This window comes from Klebsiella sp. Shm-1 (assembly GCF_040804525.1).
Lineage (GTDB): Bacteria > Pseudomonadota > Gammaproteobacteria > Enterobacterales > Enterobacteriaceae > Klebsiella > Klebsiella pneumoniae.
Map to the genome: position 1 here is coordinate 818,673 of NZ_CP161823.1, position 14,017 is coordinate 832,689.

Annotated in this window: 16 protein-coding genes and 1 tRNA gene; 9 read left to right on the forward strand and 8 right to left on the reverse strand. The window is 56.9% G+C overall.

Annotated features, from left to right (window positions below):
• The first annotated feature begins 2 nt into the window (after nucleotides 1-2).
• Entirely contained in the window at nucleotides 3-1,520 is a 1,518-nt protein-coding gene (lysS, locus tag AB1E37_RS04055) for a lysine--tRNA ligase (protein ID WP_002916299.1), read from the forward strand.
• A 234-nt stretch (nucleotides 1,521-1,754) separates the two neighbouring features.
• Here the strand turns inward: lysS and idi are convergent, their stop codons facing one another.
• Nucleotides 1,755-2,309, reverse strand: coding sequence for an isopentenyl-diphosphate Delta-isomerase (idi, locus tag AB1E37_RS04060; protein WP_032448103.1), 555 nt, complete (start codon nucleotides 2,307-2,309; stop codon nucleotides 1,755-1,757).
• Nucleotides 2,310-2,625: 316 nt separating this feature from the next.
• Between idi and actS the strand changes: the two genes are divergently transcribed.
• Nucleotides 2,626-3,339 carry an amidase activator ActS gene (actS, locus tag AB1E37_RS04065; protein WP_004157874.1) on the forward strand — a complete coding sequence of 238 codons (714 nt, stop codon included), beginning with the start codon at nucleotides 2,626-2,628 and terminating at the stop codon, nucleotides 3,337-3,339.
• A gap of 80 nt (nucleotides 3,340-3,419) precedes the next feature.
• Nucleotides 3,420-3,493: transfer RNA gene (locus AB1E37_RS04070), tRNA-Gly, on the forward strand.
• A 167-nt stretch (nucleotides 3,494-3,660) separates the two neighbouring features.
• On the opposite strand, the gene AB1E37_RS04075 is transcribed toward AB1E37_RS04070, so the two are convergent.
• Nucleotides 3,661-5,049: an MFS transporter gene (locus AB1E37_RS04075; RefSeq protein ID WP_032448092.1), complete on the reverse strand. Its 1,389-nt coding sequence runs from the start codon at nucleotides 5,047-5,049 to the stop codon at nucleotides 3,661-3,663.
• Between the two features lie 129 nt (nucleotides 5,050-5,178).
• Here AB1E37_RS04075 and AB1E37_RS04080 point away from each other — a divergent pair, with 129 nt between their 5' ends.
• Complete coding sequence (locus AB1E37_RS04080) at nucleotides 5,179-6,108, forward strand: LysR family transcriptional regulator (RefSeq protein ID WP_015958948.1); 930 nt, start codon at nucleotides 5,179-5,181, stop codon at nucleotides 6,106-6,108.
• 363 nt (nucleotides 6,109-6,471) lie between these two features.
• Here AB1E37_RS04080 and AB1E37_RS04085 read toward each other — a convergent pair whose 3' ends face one another.
• The 4 genes from AB1E37_RS04085 to AB1E37_RS04100 are packed head-to-tail and all read right to left on the reverse strand — an operon-like array spanning nucleotide 6,472 to nucleotide 9,222.
• Nucleotides 6,472-7,275 carry a carboxymuconolactone decarboxylase family protein gene (locus AB1E37_RS04085; RefSeq protein WP_004185540.1) on the reverse strand — a complete coding sequence of 268 codons (804 nt, stop codon included), beginning with the start codon at nucleotides 7,273-7,275 and terminating at the stop codon, nucleotides 6,472-6,474.
• Between the two features lie 32 nt (nucleotides 7,276-7,307).
• On the reverse strand, nucleotides 7,308-8,327 hold the full coding sequence (locus AB1E37_RS04090; RefSeq protein WP_367777019.1) for an aldo/keto reductase: 1,020 nt from the start codon (nucleotides 8,325-8,327) through the stop codon (nucleotides 7,308-7,310).
• Nucleotides 8,328-8,347: 20 nt separating this feature from the next.
• On the reverse strand, nucleotides 8,348-8,905 hold the full coding sequence (locus AB1E37_RS04095; RefSeq protein WP_023285538.1) for an NAD(P)H-dependent oxidoreductase: 558 nt from the start codon (nucleotides 8,903-8,905) through the stop codon (nucleotides 8,348-8,350).
• Between the two features lie 8 nt (nucleotides 8,906-8,913).
• A complete protein-coding gene (locus AB1E37_RS04100; RefSeq protein WP_004151785.1) occupies nucleotides 8,914-9,222 on the reverse strand; it encodes a superoxide dismutase in 309 nt (102 codons plus the stop codon).
• A gap of 138 nt (nucleotides 9,223-9,360) precedes the next feature.
• Between AB1E37_RS04100 and AB1E37_RS04105 the strand changes: the two genes are divergently transcribed.
• Nucleotides 9,361-10,260, forward strand: a complete 900-nt coding sequence (locus AB1E37_RS04105; protein WP_004174493.1) for a LysR family transcriptional regulator — start codon at nucleotides 9,361-9,363, stop codon at nucleotides 10,258-10,260.
• A gap of 171 nt (nucleotides 10,261-10,431) precedes the next feature.
• Entirely contained in the window at nucleotides 10,432-10,707 is a 276-nt protein-coding gene (locus AB1E37_RS04110; protein ID WP_004174494.1) for a hypothetical protein, read from the forward strand.
• Nucleotides 10,708-10,710: 3 nt separating this feature from the next.
• Here the strand turns inward: AB1E37_RS04110 and AB1E37_RS04115 are convergent, their stop codons facing one another.
• Together AB1E37_RS04115 and AB1E37_RS04120 are read right to left on the reverse strand one after the other, a co-directional pair.
• The gene (locus tag AB1E37_RS04115; RefSeq protein ID WP_002916283.1) at nucleotides 10,711-11,283 is read right to left on the reverse strand and encodes a DUF1349 domain-containing protein; all 573 of its coding nucleotides are present in this window, start codon (nucleotides 11,281-11,283) and stop codon (nucleotides 10,711-10,713) included.
• Nucleotides 11,284-11,313: 30 nt separating this feature from the next.
• Nucleotides 11,314-11,607, reverse strand: a complete 294-nt coding sequence (locus AB1E37_RS04120; protein WP_032448091.1) for a YciI family protein — start codon at nucleotides 11,605-11,607, stop codon at nucleotides 11,314-11,316.
• 218 nt (nucleotides 11,608-11,825) lie between these two features.
• Here AB1E37_RS04120 and AB1E37_RS04125 point away from each other — a divergent pair, with 218 nt between their 5' ends.
• The 3 genes from AB1E37_RS04125 to arsC are packed head-to-tail and all read left to right on the forward strand — an operon-like array spanning nucleotide 11,826 to nucleotide 13,931.
• Complete coding sequence (locus tag AB1E37_RS04125; protein ID WP_002916281.1) at nucleotides 11,826-12,155, forward strand: metalloregulator ArsR/SmtB family transcription factor; 330 nt, start codon at nucleotides 11,826-11,828, stop codon at nucleotides 12,153-12,155.
• A 51-nt stretch (nucleotides 12,156-12,206) separates the two neighbouring features.
• Complete coding sequence (locus tag AB1E37_RS04130) at nucleotides 12,207-13,499, forward strand: arsenic transporter (protein ID WP_023301507.1); 1,293 nt, start codon at nucleotides 12,207-12,209, stop codon at nucleotides 13,497-13,499.
• Nucleotides 13,500-13,508: 9 nt separating this feature from the next.
• Complete coding sequence (arsC, locus tag AB1E37_RS04135) at nucleotides 13,509-13,931, forward strand: glutaredoxin-dependent arsenate reductase (RefSeq protein ID WP_016947386.1); 423 nt, start codon at nucleotides 13,509-13,511, stop codon at nucleotides 13,929-13,931.
• Nucleotides 13,932-14,017: the final 86 nt, after the last annotated feature.

Consider the following 14,017-nt stretch of genomic DNA (forward strand, 5'->3'; position numbering starts at 1 on the left):
ACATGTCTGAACAACAAGCACAGGGCGCTGACGCGGCAATTGACCTTAATAATGAACTGAAAACCCGTCGCGAGAAGCTGGCTGCGCTGCGTGAGCAGGGCGTCGCATTCCCGAACGATTTCCGTCGTGACCATACCTCTGACCAACTGCACGCTGACTTCGATGGCAAAGAAAACGAAGAGCTGGAAGCGCTGAACGTTGAAGTGGCCGTTGCTGGCCGCATGATGACCCGTCGTATCATGGGTAAAGCGTCCTTCGTGACCCTGCAGGACGTAGGCGGCCGCATCCAGCTGTACGTGGCGCGTGATGACCTGGCGGAAGGCGTTTATAACGACCAGTTCAAAAAGTGGGACCTCGGCGACATCATCGCCGCCCGCGGTAAGTTGTTCAAGACCAAAACCGGTGAGCTCTCTATCCACTGCACCGAGCTGCGTCTGTTGACTAAAGCTCTGCGCCCGCTGCCGGACAAATTCCACGGCCTGCAGGATCAGGAAGCGCGTTACCGTCAGCGTTACCTGGACCTGATCTCCAACGATGAATCTCGTAAGACCTTCAAAGTGCGTTCGCAGATCCTGGCGGGCATCCGTCAGTTCATGGTTGGCCGCGGCTTTATGGAAGTAGAAACCCCGATGATGCAGGTGATCCCGGGCGGCGCTTCCGCGCGTCCGTTCATCACCCATCATAACGCGCTGGATCTGGACATGTACCTGCGTATCGCGCCGGAACTGTACCTCAAGCGTCTGGTGGTTGGCGGCTTCGAACGCGTCTTCGAGATCAACCGTAACTTCCGTAACGAAGGGATCTCCGTTCGTCATAACCCAGAGTTCACCATGATGGAACTCTACATGGCTTATGCGGATTACAAAGATCTGATCGAGCTGACCGAATCTCTGTTCCGCACCCTGGCGCAGGACATCCTCGGCAACACCGAAGTGCCTTACGGCGACCAGGTGTTCGACTTCGGCAAGCCGTTTGAAAAACTGACCATGCGCGAAGCGATCAAGAAATACCGTCCGGAAACCGAGATGGCGGATCTGGATAACTTTGATTCCGCGAAAGCGATCGCTGAATCTATCGGCATCAAAGTGGAGAAGAGCTGGGGTCTGGGCCGTATCGTGACCGAGATCTTCGAAGAAGTGGCGGAAGCGCACCTGATCCAGCCGACCTTCATCACCGAATACCCGGCGGAAGTTTCTCCGCTGGCGCGCCGTAACGACGTCAACCCGGAAATCACCGACCGCTTTGAATTCTTCATTGGCGGCCGTGAGATCGGTAACGGCTTTAGCGAGCTGAACGACGCCGAAGACCAGGCGCAGCGCTTCCAGGATCAGGTTGATGCGAAAGCCGCAGGCGACGACGAAGCAATGTTCTATGACGAAGACTATGTCACCGCGCTGGAACACGGCCTGCCGCCGACCGCTGGTCTGGGTATCGGTATCGACCGTATGGTCATGCTGTTCACCAACAGCCACACCATCCGCGACGTTATTCTGTTCCCGGCGATGCGTCCGCAGAAATAATCGCCCTTCGCGAAAAGCAAAAAACCCGGCTTGCCGGGTTTTTTTATGTCTGATGTGATGTCCTAAGGCTGGCGTAGCCTGGCTCAGCGCAGCGCAAGCCGGGGATCCCGGATGGCGGCGTAAACGCCTTATCCGGGCTACGCAATGGCGCAGAACCGTAGGCCTGTGCAAGCGTAGCGCCGCCAGGCATTAATGACAGGCACAGGGCTGCGCCTGGCCTGGAGAATAGTCAGCTTACCCGCGCAGACGCACAACAAAGTCGGTCAGCGCCTGGCGGGCGTCCCGATTTTCCGCTTCCAGCACCATCCACGGGCTGAACGCCCACGGCGTGGCGGCCAGCGCGCTTAACATGGTTGCCAGGTCAACCCACTGATAGTCCATGACTTCATCGTCGTTAGGCTGCACTTCGCTTACCACGCGCGCGGCATATACCGGGCACACTTCGTTCTCAACGATACCGTTTGGGGCGACCGCCCGGTAGCGGAAGGCCGGGTGAACCGGCGCGATATCAGAGATCTCCACACCGAGTTCGAAGCGACAGCGGCGCGTGACGGCCTGCTCGAAGGTCTCGCCCTGCTGGGGGTGTCCGCAGACCGAGTTGGTCCATACCCCGGGCCAGGCTTTTTTGCCCAACGAACGGCGAGTGACCAGCAACTGACCCTGCTGGTTAAACAGCCAGCAGGAAAACGCGAGATGTAAAGGGGTATCAAACGTATGGGCGGCATACTTCTCCAGCATACCGGCAGGCTGATCCTGCTCATCCAGCAAAATGACGTGTTCCCCGGCCATGACGACTCCTGAAAATAAAAAATGACCCGGCACAAACCCGCCGGGTCATGTACTCAGGCCACTAGGGTAGCCCATAAATGGGAGAAAGGCATTACCAAAACAAGCCCTGGAGGCAGCTCTGTGAACGGCAACGCGCAATGGAGAGGAGAGGCCGCCGCGCCGCGTGGCGCAAATATGAATTTCTGCCTGCCGCAGACCGCGCGCTAGGGACGGGGGATAATGGTTTCGCCATCAGGGATGACGCCCTGCGCCGCGGACTGGTATGATATTCGCCCTGATTGCGAGGTAAGTGGTTGTGTTAAGTGCAGGATGCCTGATGATGAAACGCTTTTATATGACACTGATGCTGGCGGCAAGCCTGGTGCTGGCCGGCTGCTCCAGCACCTCCGATTCCGGTGGCACCTACACCGTTAAACGCGGCGATACCCTGTACGGCATCTCCCGCACCACCGGCACCAGCGTTCGCGATCTGGCCCGCCTGAATAACATCTCCCCGCCTTACACCATTGAGGTGGGGCAGAAGCTGAAGCTTAACGGCAGCAGTTCAACGAAGACAACGAAGAAAAAATCTTCCTCTACGCGCACCGCGGCGGTCACGCCTTCGTCCGCGGTACCTCAGTCCTCCTGGCCGCCGGTGGGACAGCGCTGCTGGCGCTGGCCGACCAGCGGCAAAGTGGTCCTGCCTTATTCCACCGCCGATGGCGGCAATAAAGGCATTGATATCGCCGGAACCCGCGGCCAGCCGGTGTATGCCGCCGGGGCGGGCAAGGTGGTCTACGTCGGCAATCAGCTGCGCGGCTATGGCAATCTGATCATGATTAAGCACAGCGAGGATTACATCACCGCCTATGCCCACAACGATAAGCTAATGGTGAATAATGGCCAGAGCGTGAAGGCCGGCCAGCAAATTGCCACCATGGGTAGTACGGATGCCGACTCAGTGCGGCTGCATTTCCAGATCCGCTACCGGGCGACAGCCATCGATCCGCTGCGTTACCTGCCGCCGCAGGGAAGTAAACCTAAGTGCTAAAAGGTTATTTTATCGCCAGTCAGCATCCGGCAGGCTTGTCACAGGGTGCGTAAGGGCTATAATGCTTCTCGCACCTCTTCGCGGGCGTAGTTCAATGGTAGAACGAGAGCTTCCCAAGCTCTATACGAGGGTTCGATTCCCTTCGCCCGCTCCAAATTCAAGTCTCCTGAAGTCTACCAAACTCAATTTTCCCTTGATAAATCAGCGGTTATAGCATTCTGTTAGTCTATTGAACTCCGACGGAAGACTCCACTTTGGTTGCGGGATCGGCGTTTTGCGCTGCTGGCGCTGGAGTCGTAGCGTTTAGTGATATTTTCGCGCTTATCCTGTTTCCGCAGGATGAGTGATTTTACGCAACCGGCTCGCGCTGACGACGACCGATACCGCAGAGGCCGCGGCGGCGCTCCACAGCGCAACATGAATTGACCTTTCATCTGCTGCCAGCAGAACGGCTACGGCGGCGGCTCCCAGGCACTGCCCGAAAGTGCGCATAATGGATAAAACACCGGACGCATAACTCGCGTGCTCACGAATAACGTTTGAGAGCATTTCCCGGTTATTGGGACTCTGAAAGCAGCCAAACCCTATTCCGCATACCAGACTTCGCAGGCAGATATCCCACATTGAAGGGCCGGCGGGTAACGTCGCCAGCAGGATCAAACCGACGACAAATATCACCAGCCCCAGGGTGGATATCGCCGGGGCTGATATCGTGTCCGCCCAACGGCCTGCATGCGGCGCAATCAGCACGATCCCTAATGGCCACGGCGTAAACAGCAGGGCAGACACTACCGGACTGTAGCCGTATTCGCTCTGAAACAGGAAGGGTAGCGCAATAAAGGTGATCCCCTGGCTGACGAAAGCAACCATCGACGTGAAGGCCGCGAGGGTAAAACGTTCATTTTTAAACATGCTCGGCGGCAGTAAGGGATGACCCGTGCGGCGGATTTGCCAGATAAAAGCCATGCCGCTCAGCGCAGCGAGAGCCATCCAGCAAAGGCTGCCGAATTGAGAAGTAGCGTTCTGTAGGCTGTTCGCCGCCATGATCGTCGAACCCAACAGCAGCGCCGACAATATGGCGCCCACGGTGTCGAAGGGCGCCTGCATACGGATCGCATCCCGCGGCAGCGCTCTGACCGCCAGCAGTAAGGCGAGGGTGCCGGGAAGAACGTTTATCGCAAACAGCCATTGCCAGCTAAGGGTGTGAAGGATCGTACCGCCCAATACCGGGCCGATAGCGGAGCTCGAGGCAATGAGCAGGGCATGGAACCCCAGAATGCGGCCAAGTAAGCGTCCGGGAAATACGGACCTGAGTATTGCGGGGGCAATACTCAGCGTCGCCGCGCCGCCGATCCCCTGAAGCACGCGCATACCGATAAGCACTTCGGGCTTATTCGCCAGCGCACAACCCAGTGATGTCAGGGTAAAGGTCGTCAGGCCCGCCAGAAATACGGGGCGATAACCCAGACGGGCCGCAAGCGCCGCGAATATCGCCAGCGTCATCGCAGCTGCCAGCAGATACCCGTTGGCGAACCAGACGGCAATACTGGCAGGTACCTGCATCTCCTGAGCCATGGAGGGCAGGGCAATGTTGATCATGGTGCCATCAAACACGCCCATTAAGGTGGTGGTCATTATTGCGGCCATCACCCGTGCGCGCGCCGGGCCAGGCAGTCCTTCGTCGCCGGGTTGACTGGAAAAGAGCGTCATCATTTGTCCTCTGAGAAGAGTGTATGGATGACAAAACTATAAAGATGGCTTTTACCAGGCGGAAGGCGCACTATTTTCACTTTATTGTTGCATCAAACGCCTTATCTTAATGTGCTGGGAGGAAGGGTAATGTCTGATCCCGATTTTAATTTGCTGGTAGCTCTCGACGTATTGCTGAGTGAAGCGAGTGTCGCAGGTGCGGCTCGTCGTCTGAACCTCAGCACTTCGGCCATGAGCCGGACATTAAGCAGGTTACGCGATGTCACAGGAGACCCGATCCTGGTACGCGCCGGGCGTAACATGGTACTGACCCCGTGGGCCGAAGCGACCCGGGATCGCGCCAGGCGTGCAGTGCACGATGCCAGGGCGGTATTACAGCCCTCAACTGAAACGTTCAGCGCGCAAAATCTGGCGCGTCTTTTTACCATCAGGGCAAACGATGGTTTTGTGGTGGCGTTTGGGCCTGCGCTTATAGCAGCGGTTGCCGACGCAGCGCCGGACGTCTGTATACGCTTCGCGCCTAAGCCGGAAAAAACGTCGCGCTATCTTCGGGAAGGGCTGGTTGATCTGGAGATTGGCGTTCAGAGTAATATGGGGCCAGAAATACGGCTGCAACGACTGTTTGAGGATCGGTTTGTTGGCGTCGTCCGTAAAGGGCACCCGCTGGCTAAGCAGGCTGAAATAGGCGTGAGTGATTATGTCGCCTGGGGCCATGTGGTAGCGTCACCCGAGGGCGCGTTGCACGGATCCGTTGACGATGCGCTGGCCGAACTGGGGACAAAACGTAAAATTGCAAGCGTCGTACCGGGATTTCCGACAGCACTTTCCGTGGCGCTGGAATCGGATCTTATCGCCATGATACCCGCACTCTATTTACTCAATCAGCAGGTAACGGACCAGGTACACCTTTTCGAGCTGCCGTTCAAAAGCCGTCGTATTACGGTATCGCAGATGTGGCACCCAAGAATGGAACGCGACCCCGGTCACCGCTGGCTGAGAGAGCAAATTCTTGCGATATGCGGTGTGGGGAGGTCAGTCATGACTAAGGAGCCTGTATAGCGATTGCTATAACATCAATTTATATTAAATGAATAATTCAATTCATTGATATTTAATATAAAATACATCAATCGAAGTAGCGGTGTAGTAGCTAAATTGAGATGTCCATCTCTGGACCAAATAGACATGTCCGCGCTATCGTCTCGCCACAGCGATCGCTGCTTTCAAAGGATGAGACTCATGACGGCATACGGAACGGCAATTTTCTCAATGAGCGATGTGAACAGACTCACGATCGAAGTCTCCATACTTCGATAGACCGTTTATGTTCTTTCCGCGAGACCTAATCGAAAGCCCTCGTGGTACCTTTAAATTAACAATTAACGATAAATAAAGGACAGCTTCCCTGTCCTTTATTCTTTTTTATTCAGCTTTGCTCTCGCGCGCTCGCAATACCTCACCGACCACCGGGGCGGCGGTAAACGCATTTGGCCATCCCGCGTAGAACGCCGCCTGGGCGACTACTTCTCCGGCCTCTTCAGCCGAAAGCCCATTATCCATAGCTCTGTTTAGGTGGTAGCCAATCTGCGCGCTCTGTCCGGCGGCGATTAACGCGCTGACCGTCACCAGACTTCTGTCGCGGGGCGTAAGCGCGGGCCGTTGCCAGAGGTCGAGAAACAGCGGGTCGGCGGTAAATTTAACCAGGCCAGGCGAAATGGGGCCGACATTTTTTTCCACGGTGTCTGCACGCTGTTTCTCTACCTGTTCATTGAGTGGCAGCAGCGTTGGCGAGGCGGCGGGCAGGGCCTCTGCCGTCACGCCCCTGGCTTCAAAGATGGTTTTAGCGACGCTGACGGCTGACATCGCATTGGGCCAGCCAGCGTAGAAGGCGAGGTGAGTAATAATCTCTGACACTTCCGCTGGCGTCACGCCGCTATCGAGCGCAACGGCAATATAGTGCTTCAGCTCGCCTGGCTGGTTGCGGGCAATCAGCATCGCTACGGTCACGATGCTACGGTCGCGGGCGGACAGGGCGTCACGTTGCCAGAGGTCGTTGCTGATGGCCTCGCGGCCGAAGCGCGCCAGCGCCGGGGAGACCGCTTGAATATCAGCGTCCGCAAGGGTGGAAGGGGTAATTTTCATCATAGCTTCATCTCTTTGTTCGTGGGCATAAGTAAAATCAGACAGCACAAGCGACAAGGCTGCCGCGGCAATCACGTTTTTCATGTTTTATTCTCCCTGCTGAACAGGACAGAGGGTTACCGCGTCCACACCTGATGATGGTCTTTGGCTTGCGGCGTGTTTTGCGCCATCACGCCTGTGAGAACGTGCGGCTGGTAGGCTTCTTCCAGATAACGGATGTCTTCCGGGCTCAGTTGAAGGGCTACAGCGTTGACCGCGCCGTCAACATGATGCTTTTGCGTGGCGCCGATCACCGGGGCGGTGACTTTAGGCAGCAGCCAGGCCAGCGAAATTTCGGTCATGGAGACCTGATGCCGTTCGGCAAGTTCGGCGACGCGGGCAATAATGATCCGGTCCTGCTCTGCCGTGCCGTCGTATTTGCCCCGGGCATAATCATCTTCCACCGCTCGCCGCGTGTGGCCTTCTAAGCGGGAGAGACGGCCGCTGGCCAGCGCGCTATAGGGAGTCATGGCGATACCCTCTTCCGCGCACAGCCCGAACAGCTCTCGTTCATCTTCACGCATAATCAGGTTGTAGTGGCTCTGCACAGAAACAAAGGATGTCAGCCCTTCGCGTTCGGCAAGAGCGTTCGCCTTCGCCAGCTGCCAGGCATAGCAATTGGAAATGCCAATCGCGCGCACCTTGCCGGCGGTCACTGCGGTGTGCAGCGCCTCCAGCACGTCGATAACCGGGGTGTTGTAATCCCAGATGTGGTAGATGTAGAGGTCGATGTAGTCCATCCCGAGGTTTCGCAGACTCTGGTCAAGCGAGCGGGCTATCGCCTGTTTTCCGCTGATCCCCTCGGCAATCTGGGCAGCGGTTCGTGGCAGAAACTTGGTGGCCAGCACCACCTCCTCGCGTTTTGCCATCTCCCGCAGCGCCCGGCCAACGTACCGTTCGCTGGAGCCGTTCTGATAGGCGATGGCGGTATCGTAAAAATTGATGCCCTGTTCCAGAGCGTGGCGGATGATGTCCCGGCTGGCTGTTTCGTCCAGCGTCCAGCGATGCTGACCCGTTGACGGATCGCCAAACCCCATACATCCCATGCAGATACGGGAGACCAGTAAGTCACTCTTCCCGAGCCGGGTATACTGCATCGTTATTTTCTCCCTTTGGGTTATTCCACCAGAGTATTAAGCCGCGCGATCAGTCTGGCCGCGTGTTCCCGGGCAAGCGTTTTTTGCTGAGCGATTTTGTCGGCATCCCGGTCGGCGTAGCTAATACCGCAGGTATAAACCGGCGCCAGCAGCTCAAGATTGCACAGCCTGGCCGTGGTCTCGAAGGGAAGGAGATACTCCTCAACGGCATGGCCAAAGAAACCGTCAGCGGTATAGAGCCCCTGTGGCGCTCCCGTGGTGAAGGAGAGGATCAACTTTTTACCACCCAGTTTCGCCGTTGAGCCATGGGCGAAGCCGTGGACAAATACCTCGTCCAGCCACTGTTTCATTAACCCGGGCAGCCCATACCAGCTAAAGGGAAACTGCCAGACAATCACATCCGCCTGCAGCAGGCTTTCCTGCTCAGCGGCGATGTTGAATTTGCCGTCCGGATAGAGCCAGTCCAGACGACGGATTTCCGCATCAGGCAGGGCGGTCGCCAGCTCATCGAGGATGGTGGCGTTGGCGATGGAATGGTTAAGATCCGGATGCCCGGAAACGACAAGAATATGAGCCATTCCCAACGTTACTCCTGATGTTTAAATTCAGCAGAGAAGAGATTTTCCCAGCTAATAAACGAGCCGAGTGGAATACACTCGAAGGTTAATAGACCCGCTTTTGCCAGCGGAAATTCGGCCATGACATTATTCGCCTCTTCCACGGTGTCGCACTCGAGGAAAATAGCGACGCCGGGTCGATCCTGACGGAAATAGATGTCGCGAATAAAGCCTGACTTGTACAGTCCCCAGGCGTGCAGGGCTTCTGCGGTAAGGTGCGGCGCATAGTGTTCCAGCGTCGCGCCGGGGGCAGGGATATCCAGACATAAAATTCGCATAGTTGTCTCCGGAAAGTCGTTATCAGCGGGAAGAGACAAAAGTATACGAGCCGCAGGGGGGGAAGATTAGGCGGTCATTGACTTAAGAATATTTAGCCTGTACTTAATAATCAGGCGAGGGTGTCTTAAGGAGATGCTATGAATAACGCGCTTTATAATCAGATACGCATCTTTCAGAGCATTGCGCGCGAGGGCAATATCTCGGCCGCCGCGCGCAAGCTCGAAATCACGCCGCCGTCGGTCAGCAATGCGCTCAGGCTGCTGGAGGAGCATATTGGCCACCCCCTTTTTGTGCGCACTACCCGGCGTATCGAGCTGACGGAAACCGGGCAACAGCTGCTGGAGCAGACCGCCGCGGCGGTGGAGACACTGGAAAAGTCGCTGGAAATCATCCGCGACCAGAATCAGGAGCCCTCCGGGGCAGTGAGAATAACCCTCTCGCGCTTTGCCTACCTGCTTATTCTCAAACCGGCGATGGCGGCATTTTGTCAGCAATATCCGGGGATCCAGCTGGAAATATCGGTCTATGACGGTACCGTCAATATTATTGAAGAACGTTTCGACCTTGGGATCCGCTTTGGCGATATTCTCGAAGGCGGCGTGGTCGCCCGCCCGTTAATGAAGCCGTTTCGTGAAGGGCTATACGCCTCCTCTGCCTATCTTGCCGAATATGGCGTGCCCGCGATGCCTGCCGATCTCCATCATCACCGGCTGATTGGCTATCGCTTTATTACCAACAACCGCATCCTGCCGCTGATCCTCAATGACCACGGCGAGCAGCTCACCGTCGAGATGCCCGGACAGTTAATCAGCAATGATATTGACGTCATGGCCGACGGTATTCGCCACGGACTGGGGATTGGCCGTTTATTTGAACCTATCCTGCAATTACAGCCCGATCGTGAGCAGTTTATTCCCGTGATGGAGGACTACTGGAAAACCTATCCGCCGGTTTATCTCTATTACCCAAAAAACGCAGGCAGAACGAAAAGGGTGAAAGCCCTGATTGATTTCCTGATAATGCATGCCGCGGAATAAAGGCTATTTTGCGTGCGAAATATCTGAAGGCACAGATCCTGTCTTTCCCTCAGTCTTAACCCTATACTCCTTGCGGATAAAGCGGTTTTTATCGCGATGATTTTTGCCGCTCAACGGCTTAACCCATCACCAACGTCATAGGCTGGGAATATCAATAAGGGAGAGGTATCAATGGGCAGACGCTTCATAGTCTGTATATTCGCGCTGGTGGCGTTTTCGGCCAGTGCTGCGCATGGTGTTCACGGTGGCCATAACGGGCAGTCGGTGAGCGCTGGCGCCGACGGCGGCAACGGTTCGAACGGCGGCGATATCGATAATTCCTCGGGTCGGGCAGGGTGCCCTGGCGGCACCGATCCCGATAAGCACGGTCATTTTTATCTCCCTGGCACCAGCGAACCCTGCAATCCTGGGCCCCAGGATGCAGAGAAAGTCGGGTCTTCCCGCTAGCGTTCAGCTCAGATCGTGCAGCGCTTTGTCCAGCGGCGGGGAAAGCTGAATATCCTGAAACGCAACCGCCAGTCCGCCACGCTCCGGTGAGCAGCACATGACGCCCGCTTTCACCGGGCCTGGCGGAAAGTAGCCGAGCCGCAGCAGCGGCCAGCGCTCGCCGTCGGTTGAATACTGCAGCCTTAACGCGTCGCCCTTGCGGGTCAGCCGCAGCCAGAAGGTGCGCGGGTCGCCGGGGAAAAGCCCGGTGGCCCAGTCGGAGTGGGTTAGCGTCAGTACGCTGCCGATGGCCGGGGCATCGTCATTAAACTCAATTCCCGCCTTCAGCCAGGTCTGCTCGTCGGCCATCATCATCAGCCCGGCCTGGTCGTAAAGCGTGGTGAAATCCGCACAGATTTTTGCCTGCAGGGTAAAATCGCCCGCCACTTCTGCGGCATAGAGATGGCCAGAGAAGCGCTCGAAGCCATACCAGGTATGGCGCCAGAAGTCGGTATGCTTATTAGTGACCACCGTCAGGCCGTCGGAATCGCGGCGCCACTCGGCAGGTTCATTGATCCAGTGAAAGTACGGCTGCATTTTTCCTCCGGGATATGCTTTCAGACAGGGTTATAACAGCGACTGCAGCGCGGGTGACGACATGCTGGCCTCAAAGGGAATAATCTCTGTACGGGCGAGACCCAGCTGCTGGAAGGGATCCTGGCTCAGACGCGCTTGCAGAGTTTCCCGGCTATCGCATTTTGCCAGAATGACGCCGCCGGTGCGGGGAATACGGCGGCCGGAGGCGAGAAAGAGGCCGTCGGCATAGCCTTTTTTGAGCCATTCGATGTGGGCGGGGATCGCACGGTCAACCTCTTCGAGCGGTTTTATATACGTTAAAACAACCACATAAATCGTACTCATCCTGAAAGCCCTGGCAATCCAATGGGATCTCCAGCCTGACATATTTCGATGATGGATAAAAGAAAACGCGGCATTTTTCCGTGCTATTTAGCAGGGATGGCGGGGCGCAACATCCCGGATGCTCATCGCAGACGTGAATTAATATATATGTTTTTTCGCATGTATATTGATCTTTCTTTGTGGCCCCGTATGCTGTCCGTCACGCTTGAGGAGAAATCATGTCTTTATTGCCCCTGCAACTGTTCAAAAACCTCGCCGATGAAACTCGGCTGGGGATCGTATTGCTGCTCAAGGCGCGTGGAGAGCTGTGCGTGTGCGATCTCTGTACGGCGCTCGCCCAGTCCCAGCCCAAGATCTCCCGCCATCTGGCGATGCTCCGTGAGAGCGGATTGCTGCTGGATCGTAAACAGGGTAAGTGGGTCCATTACCGCCTCTCTCCGCAGATGCCGGCCTGGGCGGCGCAGGTGATTGAGCAGGCCTGGCTCAGTCAGCAGGAGGATGTGCGGCTGATGATCAGCAGACTGGCTGGCGGGCCGGGTTGCCGGTAAAAAATTTATCTTAACATATATGATTTTTCGAATGTGATTGGCGGAGGAACGATGTTGCTGGCAGGTACGATTTTTATCCTGACCCTGGTGCTGGTGATCTGGCAGCCGCGGGGGTTAGGGATCGGCTGGAGCGCGGCATTTGGCGCGGCGCTGGCGCTGGCCACCGGTGGCGTACAGGTAGCCGATATCCCGGTGGTATGGCATATCGTCTGGAATGCGACCGCCACCTTTATCGCCGTTATCATTATCAGCCTGCTGCTTGATGAGTCTGGCTTTTTCGAATGGGCCGCGCTGCACGTTTCCCGCTGGGGAAGAGGCCGGGGTCGTCTGCTGTTTACCTGGATTATCCTGCTCGGCGCGGCTGTGGCGGCGCTGTTTGCCAACGATGGGGCGGCGCTGATCCTCACGCCAATCGTGATTGCCATGCTGCGAGCGCTGGGGTTCAGCAAGGGAACGATGCTGGCCTTTGTCATGGCCGCCGGATTTATTGCCGATACCGCCAGCCTGCCGCTGGTGGTGTCGAATCTGGTGAATATCGTTTCGGCAGATTTCTTTGCCATCGGCTTCAGGGAGTACGCTTCGGTGATGGTGCCGGTCGATCTCGCGGCGATCCTCACCACCCTGGCGATGCTGCACCTGTTCTTTCGCAAGGATATCCCGCCGGCCTGGGATATGGCGTTACTGAAAGCGCCGGCCACGGCAATAAAAGATCCAGCGACGTTCCGCACCGGCTGGGGCGTGCTGCTGCTGTTGCTGGCTGGCTTTTTCATCCTTGAACCGCTGGGGATCCCGGTCAGCGCCATCGCGGCGCTCGGTGCCGGGATCCTGTTTGCTGTCGCGAAGCGCGGACGGGTAATTAATACCGGCAAGGTGCTGCGCGGCGCCCCGTGGCAGATAGTGATCTTCTCGCTGGGAATGTATCTGGTGGTGTATGGTCTGCGAAACGCCGGGTTAACGGACTATCTGACCACGGTGCTGAACATGCTGGCGGAGCGCGGGCTCTGGACCGCGACGCTGGGCACTGGTGTTCTGTCGGCCTTCCTCTCTTCGATCATGAATAATATGCCCAGCGTACTGGTCGGCGCCCTGTCGATTGAAGGCAGCGCGGCATCAGCGGCTATCAAAGAGGCTATGATATATGCTAACGTCATCGGTTGCGATCTGGGGCCGAAAATTACGCCAATTGGTAGCCTGGCCACGCTGCTGTGGCTGCATGTGCTGGCGCAGAAGCACATCACCATCGGTTGGGGTTATTATTTTCGCTGCGGCATTATCATGACCCTGCCGGTACTGCTCGTGACGCTGGCCGCGCTGGCGCTGCGTCTCTCCTTCAACCAGCCATGAGAACGTGCTATGAGCATCACCATTTACCATAACCCTGACTGCGGCACCTCGCGTAATACGCTGGCGCTGATCCGTAACAGCGGCGCCGAGCCCACCATTATCTATTATCTGGAGACGCCGCCGTCGGGTGATGAGCTGCGCCAGCTGCTCGCCGCGATGGGGATCCCGGTGCGCGCGCTGCTGCGGAAAAACGTCGAACCCTACGACGCGCTGGGCCTGGCGGAAGACCGGTTTACTGACGACCAGATAATCGACTTTATGCTTCAGCATCCGATCCTGATTAACCGTCCGATCGTAACGACGCCGCAGGGCACCCGACTCTGCCGCCCGTCAGAGGTGGTGCTGGAGATCCTGACGGCGCCGCAAAAAGGCGCATTCGTGAAGGAGGACGGTGAGCCAGTCATTGATGCCGCAGGGCAGCGTGTGAAATAGCGCGCAGAATGGCGCCGGCTGTAGCAGCCGGCATGCCGTGTTAATCCTCCTGTATGGTAGGCTCTCCAGGTATGTAGCGCCTGGAT